Below are 14,986 nucleotides of genomic sequence, written 5' to 3'. Positions count from 1 at the left end.
AAATAAACATCACAAAATTTATTATAAGCGGTGATACCGATGAAAGATAGTCAAGCTGTAGAAGAGATGATTCAACTTATTAAGGCATGGGACCCTTTTCAATATGGGGAGGACTTTTATGAAACGGAGCCTGCTGACGTCATCAGTGCATTATACGACGCAGAAGACTCTTTATCTTTAGCAAAAGCCATTCAAGCCATTTATCATCACTCATTTGAGCAGCTCCTGCCACTCGAGAGCTGTCAACATATAGCGAATCAGCTTTTCGTCATACGAGACAGCAGCTCCTGCACACGCTAAGACAGACTGAAATGTCCAATTTGATCAGACACAAAGACCGGATTTTCCTCAGGGATGAGGTGCCCGGTTTTTTTTAATGCGTGAAAGGTTGAATGCGGCAGATCCTTGTGCAGTCTTTCGCCAATTTGAATAGGAACGATCCGGTCTTCCTCCCCCCAAATCAGCAGGACAGGTGTCTCCATTTTCTTTAACACATCCGACGCTAAATCGCCTTCCCTGTGCCGAATCAAACGAAAAATACCTCTGAAAATTTGGTCATCTGAAAAAGGCTTTAAATATCCGTCCACCATCTCTTGATCAATAATCGAATGATCATGCACAACAGCGGTTAAATTTTTCATAATACCTTGCTTGAACAACTTTCTTTTTAAATAGAGATAAAAATAAGGAATATATGTGCTGTAAACAAGCGACTTTTTGGACTTATTCATATACCCTGAACTGCATAAAAGAACGGCTTTTTCAAATAGGTCGGGACGCTCAGATGCAGCATATAAAGCAATTTGTCCCCCCATGGAATGCCCCACGAGGATCGCATGCTGAATCTGCAAATAACTAGCTAGTTCAATGATGATCTTTGCCATGTTGCGATAGCTGTAAATAAACGTATTCGACTTCTCGGACTGTCCAAATGGCGGCAGATCGATTGCGATTAAATTGAAGTCTTGTTTCAAAAGCGGGATGAGCTTTCGGTAGCTGAAGGTAGAAGAGAAAAGACCATGAATTAAGATCAATGTTTTCTTCCCCTGATTTGGATAGTGCTCGTAATAGATGTCTAAACCGAATTTACTTTTCATATAAGCTGGCTGAACAATGTCCACAATCATCACTCCGATACTTGATACTCTCTCTGTTAGGTGACTGTATTGTACCCTAAAAAGTGGATTTTAAGCTATGGTTAGCATCTTTTCCCTGCTTAGCATAATGGGAAAAACGTGCTATAATGTTCAGAAGATTTTTTAAAACTAGCTTTTTACAATCTGAGGTGTGAAATCAAATGAAACTAACAGAAAAAGAAACTGAAATATTAGAGATTTTAGATGAAAACAGCCGTGCCGATTTAAATACCATTGCAAAAATGGCAGGCGTGACAACAGAAGAAGCAGAAGCGATTATTCAAAAACTTGAAGATCAAAAAGTCATTATTGATTATTCAACCATGATTGATTGGCGTAAAGTAGATGGTCACGAAGGCGTCACAGCAATGATTGATGTCAAAGTGACACCCAAAAGAGGCGTCGGATTTGATGAAATTGCTGAACGTATTTATCGCTTTCAGGAAGTGGAGTCTGTCTATCTCATGTCAGGCGTTTATGATCTATCTGTTGTGATCCGCGGAAGATCTATGTCTGATATTGCCCGCTTTGTGTCTGAAAAATTATCGACACTTGATTCCGTTGTTTCAACAACTACCCACTTTATTTTGAAAAGATATAAACATGATGGGAAAGTGTTTGAAACAGGAGACGATGACAAAAGAATCGTGGTGTCACCTTAAATGAAAAAGTCTTATTTATCTGAAACGGTACAAAGCATTCAGCCGTCAGGTATTCGGAAATTCTTTGATTTGGCAGCCACAATGGAAGGGGTTATTTCCCTTGGTGTCGGCGAGCCAGATTTCGTGACAGCTTGGAATGTCAGAGAAGCCAGTATTATGTCATTAGAACAAGGACTTACCTCTTATACGGCGAACGCAGGCTTGTTATCTTTGCGAAAAGAATTGAGCGACTATTTATATAAGCGGTTTCACATTGATTACAGTCCTGAAGAAGAACTGATTATCACAGTTGGCGGAAGTCAGGCACTTGATTTGGCATTTCGTGCGATTTTAAACAGCGGCGATGAAGTGATCATTCCAGAGCCTTGTTTCGTAGCATATGGGGCCCTTACGACACTTGCAGGCGGAGTTCCTGTCTATTTAAGTACCTCTGCTGAAAAAGATTTCAAAGCAGACTCTGCGGATCTTCGCACGAATCTGACGCCGAAGACAAAAGCGATTCTGCTTTGCTCACCATCAAATCCAACTGGCTCTGTTTATTCAAAGGAAGAGCTTGAAGATATTGCTCAATTTGCAAAAGAGCATGACCTTCTCGTTATCACAGATGAGATTTACGCAGAGCTGACGTACGATGAAGCTTTTACAAGCGTTGCGGCCATTCAAGATATGAAAGAAAGAACGATCCTGATTTCAGGCTTTTCTAAAGGGTTTGCTATGACAGGCTGGCGCTTAGGATATGTGGCAGCACCACCTGTACTACGCGATGCCATGCTGAAAATACACCAATATTCTATGATGTGTGCGCCTGCTATGGCACAATATGCAGCAGAAGAAGCGTTAAAAAATGGGCTAGAAGATGTAGAAAAAATGAAGAAAAGCTACAGAAGGCGTCGGAATTTGTTTGTCGGCTCTTTGAATGAACTGGGGCTCGCATGTCACCAGCCAAACGGCGCATTTTACGCTTTCCCGTCCATTAAAAGCACGGGCATGACGTCAGAACAATTTGCTGAGGAGCTGCTCCTAAGTGAAAAAGTAGCCGTTGTCCCTGGTAATGTCTTCGGACCGAGTGGTGAAGGTCATATTCGTTGTTCATATGCTTCGTCTCTAGACCATCTTCAGGAATCCCTTTCAAGAATTCAGCGCTTTTTGCAAGAACGACAAGTGAAAGCAGAAGCACCTGTCATTATTAAATAAAAAAAGGCATCAATCCATTTGGACTCATGCCTCTCAAATTAGGGGGGAATACTAGAAAGCATTCTTGTTTTCAGGTATTCCCCCTTTTGAACGGATCTAAACCCAATTAAAAAATATTTTGCGTAAAAGACCGTTCTGTGATATAGTTTTTAATTGCGTATAAACGAATATTAAAACATTTATTTAGGAGTTGTTATCATGGCGACAAAGTTTGAAGTAGGCAGTGTTTACACTGGTAAAGTAACAGGATTACAAGCGTATGGTGCGTTTGTTGCATTAGATGAAGAAACTCAAGGACTTGTGCATATTTCTGAAGTAACACATGGCTTTGTAAAAGACATCAACGAGCACCTTTCAATTGGTGACGAAGTACAAGTAAAAGTTCTTTCTGTTGATGAAAATGCAGGTAAAATCAGCCTTTCTATCCGTGCGACACAAGATGCACCAGAAAGAAAAGAAAGCAAGCCAAAGAAACAAAGACCACAGCAAGTGAAAGAAGAAGCTGCTGCACCACAAGGTTTCAATACACTTAAAGATAAACTTGAAGAGTGGATTGAGCAATCTAACCGTAAAGATCTGATCAAGAAATAAAAAAAGCACCGCTTCAAACGGTGCCTTAGGCTGCCTCGTATAGGCGGCCTTTTTTTATGTCTTTTTGTTTAGCGAACCTCTGGATTCGGCTCGTCGCGGCGAACAGCTTCTTCGCTTGGCTTGAACAACAGACCAAGGTTAACAAGACCTGCAATTCCAACAAGACCATAAATAATACGTGATAATGCAGAGCCTTGTCCGCCAAAGATCGCTGCTACTAAGTCAAATTGAAAAAAGCCGATTAGTCCCCAGTTAATAGCACCGATAATCGTGAGCACGAGGGCAATACGCTGAATAGCACTCATCGTGATTCCTCCTTTCGCTACAGCATCAATACATTTATATTTTGCAGATTTTTAGCCAAACTATGCGTAAGAAAATGGATTAAAGCAAATTACTTTACTTTTGGAATGATTGAGGCGCATAATGTAGCGCGAGGAGGAGATCAAATGGATCGATTTACTTATTGGAACCCAACGAAATTAATGTTTGGAAAGGGAGAAGTTTCAGCCCTTTCAGATGAACTTAAACACTACGGAAAAAACGTATTACTTGTATATGGTGGAGGCAGTATTAAACGAAACGGCCTTTATGACCAAGTTGTCAGCATTCTAAAAGAATCAGGAGCTACAATCACTGAACTTGCTGGTGTTGAGCCAAACCCGCGCTTAACAACGGTAAGAAAAGGGGTTGAGCTTTGCAAGGAGAACAACGTTGACTTTATTTTGGCAGTTGGCGGCGGAAGTGTCATTGATGCTACGAAAGCAATCGCAGCCGGAGCGAAGTACGATGGAGATGCTTGGGATATCGTGACGCGTAAACATGTCCCAATGGAAGCCATTCCGTTCGGTACGGTGTTAACACTTGCTGCAACAGGTTCTGAAATGAACTCTGGGTCAGTGATCACAAACTGGGAAACAAATGAGAAATATGGCTGGGGAAGTCCAGCAGTTTTCCCTAAATTCTCAATTCTTGATCCAGTGAACACTTTCACAGTGCCAAAAAACCATACGATTTATGGCATGGTTGATATGATGTCTCACGTGTTCGAACAATATTTCCATCACACAGAAAATACACCTTACCAAGACCGTATGTGTGAAGGGCTTCTTCGTACAGTCATCGAAACAGCACCGAAGCTGATTGGCGATCTAGAGAACTATGAGCTACGTGAAACGATCTTATTCACTGGAACCATTGCGCTCAATGGTATGCTGTCAATGGGAGCACGTGGTGACTGGGCATCTCACAACATCGAGCATGCGGTATCTGCTGTTTATGATATTCCTCATGCAGGCGGACTTGCGATCTTGTTCCCGAACTGGATGAAGCATGTCATTCAGGAAAACCCAGGCCGCTTTAAACAATTAGCGGTACGCGTATTCGATGTGGACCCTGCGGGCAAAACAGACGAAGAAGTGGGCTTAGAAGGAATCGACAAATTGTCGGCTTTCTGGACAAGTCTTGGCGCACCGAACCGTTTAGCGGACTATGATATCAACGATGAGAAAATTGATTTAATCGCAGATCGTGCAATGGCACGCGGTGAATTTGGTCAATTTAAAAAGCTAAACAAAGAAGATGTTCTAGCTATTTTGAATGCTTCTTTATAATTAAACAATGAAAAGATAATTGCTTTCGAGCAGTTATCTTTTTTGAGTTCGACGTGTACATATGTTAAAGTAGTCTTTCATGTTTTTTGGATATATACGCTGTAAGGAGATGTATCAACAGATGGAAAATTTTATTTACTATAATCCAACGAAATTAATGTTTGGAAAAGGACAACTAGAACGACTGAAAAGCGAACTCGCTCGTTATGGAAAACGAGTGTTACTTGTATATGGTGGCGGCAGCATTAAGAAAAATGGTCTATATGATAATGTGATTCGCGCATTAAATGAAGCAGAAGCTGAAGTATTTGAACTGTCAGGAGTTGAACCAAATCCGCGCCTCACTACGGTGAAAAAAGGAATCGACATCTGCCAAAATGAAAATATTGATTTCTTATTAGCTGTTGGCGGCGGCAGTGTGATTGACTGTACAAAAGCGATTGCAGCCGGTGCAGAATACGATGGAGATGTGTGGGACATTATCTCAAAGAAAACAACCGCTCAAAAGGCATTGCCGTTTGGCACAGTGCTGACACTTGCTGCAACTGGTTCAGAAATGAATCCAGACTCTGTCATCACAAACTGGGAAACAAATGAAAAATATGTGTGGGGCAGTTCCGTCACTCATCCTGCTTTTTCAATTTTAGACCCTGAGCACACGTATTCAGTGCCAGAAAACCAGACGGTGTACGGCATGGTCGATATGATGAGCCACGTTTTCGAGCAATACTTCCATAAGGTCAAAAACACGCCTTTACAGGATCGGATGTGTTTTGCTGTTCTTCAAACAGTCATTGAGACAGCACCAAAACTACTGGAAGACTTACAAAACTATGAGCACCGTGAAACGATCCTTTACGCAGGAACGATTGCTTTAAATGGTACGCTGCAAATGGGTTACTTTGGCGACTGGGCTTCCCATACGATTGAGCATGCAGTATCGGCTGTCTATGACATTCCGCATGCAGGCGGTCTTGCGATTCTCTTCCCAAACTGGATGCGTCATACACTCGATCACAATGTGGAACGCTTTAAAAATCTTATGCTGAACATGTTTGACATCGAGACAGAAGGAAAATCTGATCGTGATATCGCATTAGAAGGAATCGACAAGCTGTCAGCCTTCTGGACAAGCCTCGGTGCACCAAGTCGTCTAGCGGATTATGACATTGGGGAAGATCAGCTGGACAAAATTGCCGACATTGCGGCGAAAGAAATGGAATACGGTGGTTTTGGTAACTTTATGAAACTTGGCCGTGATGACATTCTTTCTATTTTGAAAGCTTCTTTATAATCCTTTGTGCCGTTTCTCTCTATAGAGAAACGGCTTTTTGCTATGGGAGTGACGATCACTTGATTTCAATAGCTAGTTCCGCTAAAGTGAAAGGGACAGAACTAACGTAATGGAGGGCTTACAAGCGATGACACATATTCAATTTGACTACTCAAAAGCGTTACCTTTCTTTCAAGAGCATGAGCTTACATATTTAAAAGATTTTGTGAAGGTGGCCCATCATAATATTCATGAACAAACGGGTACAGGCAGTGATTATTTAGGCTGGGTGGACTTACCGAAGCAATATGATCGCGAAGAATTTGCCCGCATTAAAAAAAGTGCAGATAAAATTAAATCAGACTCTGATGTCTTGCTTGTTGTCGGAATCGGCGGTTCATATCTCGGCGCACGTGCGGCGATTGAATTTTTGAACCACTCTTTCTATAACACGCTGCCAAAAGGCAAACGCAAGACTCCGCAAATCATCTTTATTGGAAACAACATCAGTTCTTCTTATTTAACAGATGTGATGGATCTATTAGAAGATGCAGATTTCTCTATTAACGTCATTTCAAAATCTGGTACAACAACAGAGCCAGCGATTGCGTTCCGTATCTTTAAAAAGCTCCTTATTGAAAAATACGGTGCTGAAGAAGCGAAAAAACGTATTTATGCAACAACTGACAAAGCACGCGGTGCATTGAAAACATTAGCAACAGAAGAAGGCTACGAATCATTTATCATCCCTGATGATGTAGGTGGACGCTATTCAGTCTTAACAGCAGTAGGTCTATTACCAATCGCTGTGAGCGGTGCTGACATTGATCAGATGATGGAGGGTGCGGCAAAAGCAAGCGAAGACTTCGCTTCATCTGAGCTTTCTGAAAATGCGGCATACCAATATGCTGTTGTTCGTAATGTCCTTTACAATAAAGGCAGAACGATTGAAATGCTGATTAACTATGAGCCTGGACTACAATACTTTGCTGAATGGTGGAAACAATTATTCGGTGAAAGTGAAGGGAAAGATGAAAAAGGAATTTATCCTTCCTCTGCGAACTTCTCAACAGATCTTCATTCACTTGGTCAATATGTCCAAGAAGGAAGAAGAGACTTGTTTGAAACAATCGTGAATGTAGACAAGCCTCGTCATGAACTTGTCATTGAAGCAGAAGAACAAGACCTTGATGGCTTGAACTATCTAGCAGGAAAAACGGTTGATTTCGTTAATAAAAAAGCATTTGAAGGAACGATGCTTGCTCATACAGATGGAAAAGTACCGAATCTGATCGTCACAATTCCTGAGATGGATGCTTATACTTTCGGATATCTCGTTTACTTCTTTGAGAAAGCATGCGCGATGTCTGGATATCTACTAGGCGTCAATCCATTTGACCAACCTGGCGTAGAAGCTTATAAAGTGAATATGTTTGCTTTATTAGGAAAACCAGGCTTCGAAGAGAAAAAAGCCGAGCTTGAAAGCCGTCTGAAACAATCGTAAGAATAATTGAGGCACACCTTGTTAAAAGGTGTGCCTTTTTTATTTTCTCACGGTTCCTGTGCAAGCCTCCTCATGTTCTGTACATAGAATAATGAGTAGAGGAGGGTGAAACATGAGAACGAATCATATTTATATTCACGATATTTCTGGCCAGGCAATCGTCAACTTTGGCAATGTCGGACGCATTTGTCCTATGAGTGCTACGAAGGAAACAGCAGGTTCCGGCAGTGCGAATGAGACAAATCAATCATCCAATCAAAGCTTATTGGATGCTACTTTTTCAAACAATGTACAAATCACAAAAGGTAGATGTATGAATTCCTCTCTTTAACGAAACCTATTAGACAAAAAGGAGGGTTTCGTATGATTCATGTACCATCCAGGCTGCCTGGTGAAAGCTTCTCACTTTACCATTTAGAAGAGACGATGAAGCCGCTCGGTTATGTGATTAATGGTAACTGGGATTACGATCATGGATACTTTGATTATAAAATTGATAATCGTGATGGCTATACTTTTCTCAGAGTTCCTTTTACAGCTGAAAAAGGCCAGCTCGATCAGCCAGGCGTTGTGGTGAAACTGGGAGATCCATTTCTCTTAAAGCATGTCTATCAAGATAAGTTAGATGATCATGCGATGGTTGGAAATGTTGGCGCATCCTTTAACCAATTCCAAGAACCAAAAGAGAAAGATGGAGATGTATCAAAAGCTTATACTGAAATTGGCTTTTCACTCGTCAAGGAATTAGAAGACGCACTGCTTTAAAGGCTGATCAGTTCTTCCTCAGGATGAAGCTCATAATCAAAGGGAGGATTCAACATGGGTCCTTCTTTTTTTTGTATACCGACAACGATCACATGATGCTCTAAAAAGTGATGGAGCGCTGTTAAGAATGTTTCACCGGTCAATGAAGCTGGAACTGGTATGATGGTGACCTGTTTATGCAAGGTCATATGACGTTTTTTCTGTAACGCTTTGAACTGTTCCTTTAAAAGGAGATGGTCACTAGTTTAATCTTGCTTGGAATATTTCCTTTATATGTTGATATGACAAGGTTTATTGATGATGATAAGGCTTTAATTTAAAGTCCAGTTTTGTTGCGTGGGGACGAATTGGGGACGAATTATCGAATTTGTAATAAGTTTGTTATAGCATCCGCCACCAGATCGTCTGCTCCTTCATCCGAATGTGTATACGTTTCAAGAGTTGTTTTAACATTTGTATGACCTAAGCGCTTTGAGACAGATTTAATATTAAACCCAGGTATTTTTCCGACTTGGTTTATTAACATAGTAGCATGAGTATGACGCATATCATGAAACCGAATTTTCTTAATATCGTGCCTTTTTACAAATCGACTCCACCATGTATTTAAAGAAGTAGGATGAAGTGGTTTACCACGGTCACCACCAAACAGTAAAAGCTTATTTTTATCTTCAGGGCAACCTTCCCACAGCTCACCTAACTTCAATCTGTTCTTCTTTACTTCTCTTAATAAGATCGCTGCTTCTTTCATCACTTCTTCTGGTATTGAGATAGTTCTATATGATTTAGATTTAGGCTCTTTAAAGCGGTGTCCATACTTTTTAGTATATTGTAGGCTCTCATCAATTCGTACTTTATTCGTTTCGAATGAGAGGTCACTTTCATCAATTGCAAGTAGTTCACCGCGTCTAAAGCCACCAGTAAAAGCAAATTTGATAGCTACTCGGTGGAATAACGATGCTTTTTCATCCAAAAGTTTAAAAAGGTCTGTGATCTCTTCTTCAGTGTAGATGTCATACTCTTTATATGTTATTTTTGGTGGCTTTACATTTGCTACAGGATTTTCATTAATCAGCCGCCAATCAGCTGCCTTGCCAAAAATATCTCGTAAAATCTTATAACGAGCATGGATGCTAGAACTTGAAGCATCTGGATTTTGTTTAGTGTAATCATCCAAAAAATTAAGAATATGAATTGGTTGAACCTTCTCAATCTCCATTTCCCCAAAATATTCAAGAATTCCTGTGTTAATTATAGAGTTGTAAGTTTCAAGAGTTACCTCATCTAATGATTTAACTCCATACTTTTCAAACCAATCAGTGAGAAACAATTTAAAGGTTCTTTTTCCAGAGTTTATATAAGCACCTTCTTCATACTCCCTTTTGAATTTATACCATTCTCCTTCTAGGTATGTGTTTAGCTTTCTTTTTGACTTTAGTATTTTAGGGTCTTCAATTTTTATTAGTTTGTATTCTTTTTTTCTATTTCCTTTTGTTCCTACTTCTAAAACAAGACGGAATGATTTTTCTCCTCTTTTCTCAATACTAGGCATAGTCTACAAGCTCCTTACTTAATTTCTCTCGAATTTACATTCAAAGGCAATTTTCACTAAGTTCATTTCAAATCTTATCTATCACCCAATTGAGAATTTTTTTTGCTTCTTCTCTCGTTATATTGCCTGCTTGGCTAGTCAATAATGTCACTGGGTCTTTTAAAAGATCATTAATATAGTCTGCTTCAGCACCTTTGGCAAGATAATCTATAGATACATCTAATAAAGTGCTGAGTTTAATCAGAGTAGCTATATCAGGTTCGGATTTCCCAATTTCATATTTTCCATAACCTTGAGATGTAATATCTAAAAAATTCGCCATATCACTTTGGGTATATTGTTTTTTTATTCGGGCCATTCTCAATCTGTCACCAAATGACATCATAAAGAACGTCTCACCACCTTAATATATGTATATAATCGGAATCACTTCTTCTCATTACTAGCCATTTACTACATTTTTCATCTGTGAGAATTTTTTTTGGTAGTAAAGATTTAAACGATGTTTTGCGAATTCTGGAGTTACCTTAAATATTCTAGAAAGTTGAAAAATAGCACTCTTAGGATCAGAGGATATGTCTATTCGTCTTAACATAAAAGTTGGCATACAAAAATGATATGCAAAATAATTTGCTTGTTTCTCCTGAAACATGTTCCATAATGTTTTGGTTAAATGAAAATTTGTATATGTACTAGATAGCCTAACAATATGGCAGAGTTCATGAGCAAAATCTTGCCATTGTTCTTCTTTTGTTAAGTTCTTATTTAGAAAGATACTATATAATTTATTAATCTCTACATAATGACTTTTGTCGTTAACATAATAAATCCAAATATCAAGACTATTAGCAATCCTATATCGATCCATTTGTGCAGGTTCAGTAATACCTATATTGATAAGGAATGACTCAATCCAATCTTCTAAATGACTATTTATGTACTTCAAAACACTTGTCTCCTTTCAAAGAATTACAACTCAACTGCGTTTGTTGGAAACGTATGTTCTGTTTTGAGCTGAAAAGAAAAGCCCAAAAAATGGGCGAATTATTGAGTTTTAAAAAAAAGTTTTCCTGTTGTAGAAATACTTTTATAAGCTATTAAAAATTCATCGTCTTTTTTTACTTGATTCACAATATAACCCTCAAGTGAACCTCCATTATATACTTCCCCTTTAAATTCTTTTGGCACAACAGTACCAATTTCCTCTGAATAAGGAGAACCATCACTACTAAAAAAGTCAAAGTTAAGAACTGGACTGAATAATAGAGGTTCATCATCTGTTTCAGAATCTGTCATCTTCACTTTGGCTTTCACAAGTGCCCATTCAAATCCTTTTTTAGGTTTTGAAACTGTACTATTTCTTTTATATAACTTTTCATATGCTTTATCTCCTCGGATAACCTCTTCAATATTCATTTTTAATTCAGCGGTGTATTCGTTATCTGGAGTGTTTATATAATCATTAAAATATAATGGTTCTTTAAGAGGCATAGGAGCTGTTCTTGTTCCATCCGCTTCTTTTTTCTTTTCTTTCTTTGGTGCTGAATCCCTAGACTCCTGTTTTTCTCTCTTTTCGTCTACATTAGAACCTTGTGAATTACAAGCTGTTAAAACAATTGCTAATAAAACATTAAGTAAGATAAAGATAATTCTTTTCAATGTAATGACCCCTTTTATTGAAATACATGTATCAAATATTAATTAAAGAGCCCTGCATTAATCACCGTCGAAGTTTTTTTGTGTATCTCCTGGTTTTCGACCTTCCTGAAGTCTTAGTGCTCTTTCAATTCTTTCGATTCTCTTTTCTATATCTGTATCACCATCACTAGCAGCTGTGGTAGCTTGTCCACTTTTAAGTAATTGTTCAGCTTTATGGCTATAATATTTACCTGTTAATAAGTAATCAATAGAAACATTAAAAAATTCAGCGAATTTTACCAGAGTAGCATAATCTGGCTCTCTGTTGTTTCGTTCATACATACTAATGGTACTTTCGGCAAGACCAAAAACACTACCCAATTTTTCTTGGGAGAGTTTTTTGTTCTTCCTTAAAATACGCAAACGATCTCCAAATTTCATATTCATCACCTAAAAGAAATAATATCACGTTTCGTGCATTTTAATATAAAGGTACAACAACACGATATGTAAAGGAGGTATTCAAGTTGAATAAAAAGCTCATTGGCGAAAAATTGTTACTCCTCAGAAATAAGAGGCCTAGAGCAATTATAGCTACTGCTATCGGCATTAGTGAGAGTGCTTTGGCTATGTATGAATCAGGAAACAGGACTCCAAGAGATGAAATAAAAATCAAGATTGCTGCCTTTTATAACAAAACAGTACAAGAAATTTTTTTTGATTAATAACTTCACGAATCGTCTATTTTTAATTAGGAGGTAGACAGAATGCAAAGAACAGTTTTAACACCATCTGAAGCAGCTAAGTTCTTAGGAATTCATAAGGAAACGGTTTATATCATGTGTAGAAAAAAACGTCTCCCTCACTTTCGAGTAGGAAAGAAAATTTACTTTCGGATTGATTCCCTGAATGAGTGGATCAACAAGCAAATCAATGAAAGTGTTCAACCACAGGAAGCAGAAGAAGCATAATCACTTCATAGCTTACAGCATCTTCTATTTATTGCCTGTTCCAAATTGGAACATGTTCTAGATAGGAACATTGAAGCTATAAAGATATTCATAATTACTCCTGAAAGGAGAAACAAAAATGTATAACCCATATGATTTTTACATTACACCGAAAGAATTTGCAGAAGCAGAGGCAAACGGAATATGTAAGAAAACACTCATTTGGCGAATACGCCGGCAAGGTTGGAGTAAACAGCGAGCATTAACCGAGCGGGTTCAGTTTCAAGACAGAGAAAGAGGCAGAGTGGAATGGAGTAAATGGGGTAAGATTGCTGAGAAAAATGGCGTTTCGAGATCCATCTTTACTGGAAGGCTGAGGTTAGGAGGGGATAGCGATAAGGCAGCAAATACACCAAAGATAGATCCACACGAACAGGCGAAGAGATTGAGTGATTTTTCTCCAAGAACCAAGCGTCGTAAATTCTCGGAAGATCTTGTCAAGTTAGCTGAATCAAATGGTATTAGTTACAGCAACTTGCAACAACGAGTGAGTATTAGTGGTTGGGACCCATATACCGCAGCAACCACACCAGTGATGTCTCCGGGAGAAGTGCGGAAAAAGGGACGTGAAGCTTTCCGGCAAAAATATGGGTCAAAACCGAATGCTGTTTTCTTCACGAAAAAGAAAGTTGAAAGAGAAGCCTAATCTCTTTAAAGAGTGAAAGGGGGTGGGGAGGTTGTGAAGTTGGGTGTGGTGCTTCGTAAAGCGCGATTGCAGGCAGGTATTTCCCAAGAGAAGTTAGCGGAAATGCTTAGCCGATCTCGTAGCTGCATATCGAAGATCGAAAATGATCAGAAGGTACTTGATGTACCTACATATGTACGGTGGATGGAAGCCACGAACGCTAAAGAAGCAATGATTGCAACATTATGCGGCATTGATCCACTGGCAGTCACACAGCAAATTACAGCCATTATGGCTTTGTTTGGAGGATGAAGATGAAGAAACGAAATGCAATTTTCAAAAGCATTGATAACGACGGAATAACAAGAGAAATGATTTGCATCGAGGTTTTACAAGAAAATTTAATGGATGCATTAAAAAACAAAAATACAGCACATGCACTAGAGATTCACAAAGACATTGAAAAATCAATAAAGCAAATTCAGCAATATGAAAAACAATCAACGGTGCAATTGTTGATGGCAGCCGCTAAAATCACGCCGGTTGAATATCCAAAAACACTAAAAAACAAAATGAAAGGATTGATTTAAATGAAATACATGTTCACTGCAAGCAAATTGATGAAGGGTAAGGAAGTTAAGGAGATTTGTAAGTTACGTGATGACGAGGCTGTGAAGATCTCTAATTTTCAAACTGAAACCCGTTTAAAGTCTCAACTAGGATTAGGACAAAGAAAAAAGCAGCAAGCTCCTACACTCACTGCTTAAATCGAATATCAGATCGAATTTATTATATCGCTCTTTAAAGAGTACGACAAGTTTTATTCTTGTCGTCCGGCTTGCGGATGGACAATGCACACCCCCATCCCCTCAAATCATGCACCATCCGCAGTCGGACGATGCGAATAAGCATCAATAAATCATAGGAGGACGAACACTATGTTTTTTGATAAAGCGGTTATTCAACCATTTAGTGATCACACTGGCGATCAAGTCAGACTATCTAAAGTTAATGGCTCCATTCTCATGGATGATAAGGGAAGGCCACATTTCTATTCTCCTAATCAAGAGGCGTTTGAGAAGTTTAAAAAGCTCAAAGCCGATGCGATCAGAAGAAAGGTAGGGATAACAGTATGAACATTGAACATCCAATGATTACACAGATAAATGCTACTGGATATCCAAAAGGAATTGCAGTGGTTGATGTTGTTGGAACTGACTACTTCGGGGATGAGATCTACTCTAATGATGAATACGTCATTGATGAGAATGTTGGGGAAATGATTCTCGTTGATAACTTGGAACGCTATCTGAAGGAACAACTCGATTTTACCTTTGTGAATGCAAAATAAAAAGGTTCACTCCCACAAGTGAACCTTCCCCAAAAATTACAGAATAAAGTGTCAACCCCTATTATAGCAGGT

Annotated in this window: 24 protein-coding genes; 16 read left to right on the top strand and 8 right to left on the bottom strand. The window is 38.9% G+C overall.

Going from position 1 to position 14,986, the window contains the following annotated elements:
* Nucleotides 1-39 precede the first annotated feature (39 nt).
* On the top strand, nt 40-300 hold the full coding sequence (locus tag NKR21_RS16165; protein ID WP_144456357.1) for a YugE family protein: 261 nt from the start codon (nt 40-42) through the stop codon (nt 298-300).
* On the opposite strand, the gene NKR21_RS16160 is transcribed toward NKR21_RS16165, so the two are convergent.
* On the bottom strand, nt 297-1,121 hold the full coding sequence (locus NKR21_RS16160; protein ID WP_012011084.1) for an alpha/beta fold hydrolase: 825 nt from the start codon (nt 1,119-1,121) through the stop codon (nt 297-299). The genes NKR21_RS16165 and NKR21_RS16160 overlap by 4 nt on opposite strands.
* A 176-nt stretch (nt 1,122-1,297) precedes the next feature.
* On the opposite strand from NKR21_RS16160, the gene NKR21_RS16155 reads away from it, so the two are divergent.
* The 3 genes from NKR21_RS16155 to yugI all read left to right on the top strand — a co-directional run bounded on the left by NKR21_RS16155 (nt 1,298) and on the right by yugI (nt 3,583).
* A complete protein-coding gene (locus NKR21_RS16155; protein ID WP_003213765.1) occupies nt 1,298-1,798 on the top strand; it encodes an Lrp/AsnC family transcriptional regulator in 501 nt (166 codons plus the stop codon).
* The gene (locus tag NKR21_RS16150) at nt 1,799-2,992 is read left to right on the top strand and encodes an aminotransferase (protein ID WP_144456355.1); all 1,194 of its coding nucleotides are present in this window, start codon (nt 1,799-1,801) and stop codon (nt 2,990-2,992) included.
* Nucleotides 2,993-3,190: 198 nt separating this feature from the next.
* Nucleotides 3,191-3,583 carry a S1 domain-containing post-transcriptional regulator GSP13 gene (gene yugI / locus NKR21_RS16145; RefSeq protein ID WP_007500519.1) on the top strand — a complete coding sequence of 131 codons (393 nt, stop codon included), beginning with the start codon at nt 3,191-3,193 and terminating at the stop codon, nt 3,581-3,583.
* A 68-nt stretch (nt 3,584-3,651) separates the two neighbouring features.
* Here yugI and NKR21_RS16140 read toward each other — a convergent pair whose 3' ends face one another.
* On the bottom strand, nt 3,652-3,888 hold the full coding sequence (locus NKR21_RS16140; RefSeq protein ID WP_003212952.1) for a DUF378 domain-containing protein: 237 nt from the start codon (nt 3,886-3,888) through the stop codon (nt 3,652-3,654).
* Nucleotides 3,889-4,032: 144 nt separating this feature from the next.
* On the opposite strand from NKR21_RS16140, the gene NKR21_RS16135 reads away from it, so the two are divergent.
* The 5 genes from NKR21_RS16135 to NKR21_RS16115 all read left to right on the top strand — a co-directional run bounded on the left by NKR21_RS16135 (nt 4,033) and on the right by NKR21_RS16115 (nt 8,738).
* A complete protein-coding gene (locus NKR21_RS16135) occupies nt 4,033-5,196 on the top strand; it encodes an iron-containing alcohol dehydrogenase (protein WP_012011082.1) in 1,164 nt (387 codons plus the stop codon).
* Between the two features lie 121 nt (nt 5,197-5,317).
* The gene (locus NKR21_RS16130) at nt 5,318-6,490 is read left to right on the top strand and encodes an iron-containing alcohol dehydrogenase (protein WP_119125299.1); all 1,173 of its coding nucleotides are present in this window, start codon (nt 5,318-5,320) and stop codon (nt 6,488-6,490) included.
* A gap of 127 nt (nt 6,491-6,617) precedes the next feature.
* Nucleotides 6,618-7,973, top strand: a complete 1,356-nt coding sequence (locus tag NKR21_RS16125) for a glucose-6-phosphate isomerase (RefSeq protein ID WP_012011080.1) — start codon at nt 6,618-6,620, stop codon at nt 7,971-7,973.
* A 112-nt stretch (nt 7,974-8,085) separates the two neighbouring features.
* A complete protein-coding gene (locus NKR21_RS16120) occupies nt 8,086-8,304 on the top strand; it encodes a spore germination protein (protein ID WP_012011079.1) in 219 nt (72 codons plus the stop codon).
* Between the two features lie 32 nt (nt 8,305-8,336).
* On the top strand, nt 8,337-8,738 hold the full coding sequence (locus tag NKR21_RS16115) for a YugN-like family protein (protein ID WP_012011078.1): 402 nt from the start codon (nt 8,337-8,339) through the stop codon (nt 8,736-8,738).
* Here NKR21_RS16115 and NKR21_RS16110 read toward each other — a convergent pair.
* The 6 genes from NKR21_RS16110 to NKR21_RS16085 all read right to left on the bottom strand — a co-directional run bounded on the left by NKR21_RS16110 (nt 8,735) and on the right by NKR21_RS16085 (nt 12,369).
* Entirely contained in the window at nt 8,735-8,926 is a 192-nt protein-coding gene (locus tag NKR21_RS16110) for a hypothetical protein (RefSeq protein ID WP_253602545.1), read from the bottom strand. The two genes, NKR21_RS16115 and NKR21_RS16110, sit on opposite strands and share 4 nt — an antisense overlap.
* Before the next feature lie 170 nt (nt 8,927-9,096).
* Nucleotides 9,097-10,290, bottom strand: coding sequence for a tyrosine-type recombinase/integrase (locus NKR21_RS16105; protein ID WP_144456353.1), 1,194 nt, complete (start codon nt 10,288-10,290; stop codon nt 9,097-9,099).
* Nucleotides 10,291-10,357: 67 nt separating this feature from the next.
* Nucleotides 10,358-10,672 (bottom strand): helix-turn-helix domain-containing protein, encoded by a 315-nt coding sequence (locus NKR21_RS16100; RefSeq protein WP_144456430.1) that lies wholly within the window; start codon nt 10,670-10,672, stop codon nt 10,358-10,360.
* Nucleotides 10,673-10,732: 60 nt separating this feature from the next.
* Nucleotides 10,733-11,236, bottom strand: a complete 504-nt coding sequence (locus NKR21_RS16095; RefSeq protein ID WP_144456351.1) for an ImmA/IrrE family metallo-endopeptidase — start codon at nt 11,234-11,236, stop codon at nt 10,733-10,735.
* Nucleotides 11,237-11,334: 98 nt separating this feature from the next.
* The gene (locus NKR21_RS16090; RefSeq protein ID WP_144456349.1) at nt 11,335-11,949 is read right to left on the bottom strand and encodes a hypothetical protein; all 615 of its coding nucleotides are present in this window, start codon (nt 11,947-11,949) and stop codon (nt 11,335-11,337) included.
* A gap of 57 nt (nt 11,950-12,006) precedes the next feature.
* On the bottom strand, nt 12,007-12,369 hold the full coding sequence (locus tag NKR21_RS16085) for a helix-turn-helix domain-containing protein (RefSeq protein WP_144456347.1): 363 nt from the start codon (nt 12,367-12,369) through the stop codon (nt 12,007-12,009).
* Nucleotides 12,370-12,455: 86 nt separating this feature from the next.
* On the opposite strand from NKR21_RS16085, the gene NKR21_RS16080 reads away from it, so the two are divergent.
* From NKR21_RS16080 to NKR21_RS16050, 7 genes are all read left to right on the top strand, one after another.
* Complete coding sequence (locus NKR21_RS16080) at nt 12,456-12,653, top strand: helix-turn-helix transcriptional regulator (RefSeq protein ID WP_144456345.1); 198 nt, start codon at nt 12,456-12,458, stop codon at nt 12,651-12,653.
* A gap of 42 nt (nt 12,654-12,695) precedes the next feature.
* On the top strand, nt 12,696-12,899 hold the full coding sequence (locus NKR21_RS16075; RefSeq protein WP_144456343.1) for a helix-turn-helix domain-containing protein: 204 nt from the start codon (nt 12,696-12,698) through the stop codon (nt 12,897-12,899).
* A gap of 118 nt (nt 12,900-13,017) precedes the next feature.
* A complete protein-coding gene (locus NKR21_RS16070; RefSeq protein WP_144456341.1) occupies nt 13,018-13,584 on the top strand; it encodes a hypothetical protein in 567 nt (188 codons plus the stop codon).
* Nucleotides 13,585-13,617: 33 nt separating this feature from the next.
* On the top strand, nt 13,618-13,875 hold the full coding sequence (locus NKR21_RS16065) for a helix-turn-helix domain-containing protein (protein ID WP_224558650.1): 258 nt from the start codon (nt 13,618-13,620) through the stop codon (nt 13,873-13,875).
* Between the two features lie 2 nt (nt 13,876-13,877).
* On the top strand, nt 13,878-14,153 hold the full coding sequence (locus tag NKR21_RS16060) for a hypothetical protein (protein ID WP_144456339.1): 276 nt from the start codon (nt 13,878-13,880) through the stop codon (nt 14,151-14,153).
* A 348-nt stretch (nt 14,154-14,501) separates the two neighbouring features.
* Nucleotides 14,502-14,699: a hypothetical protein gene (locus NKR21_RS16055; protein WP_144456337.1), complete on the top strand. Its 198-nt coding sequence runs from the start codon at nt 14,502-14,504 to the stop codon at nt 14,697-14,699.
* Complete coding sequence (locus NKR21_RS16050) at nt 14,696-14,914, top strand: YqaI family protein (protein ID WP_144456335.1); 219 nt, start codon at nt 14,696-14,698, stop codon at nt 14,912-14,914. Before NKR21_RS16055 ends, NKR21_RS16050 begins: the two co-directional genes overlap by 4 nt.
* Nucleotides 14,915-14,986: the final 72 nt, after the last annotated feature.

Origin of the sequence: Bacillus sp. 1735sda2, assembly GCF_024159245.1 — a bacterium.
Taxonomy (GTDB): domain Bacteria; phylum Bacillota; class Bacilli; order Bacillales; family Bacillaceae; genus Bacillus; species Bacillus pumilus_O.
Note: the sequence above shows the minus strand (reverse complement) of the source record. Positions and strands in the feature narration are given on the sequence as shown.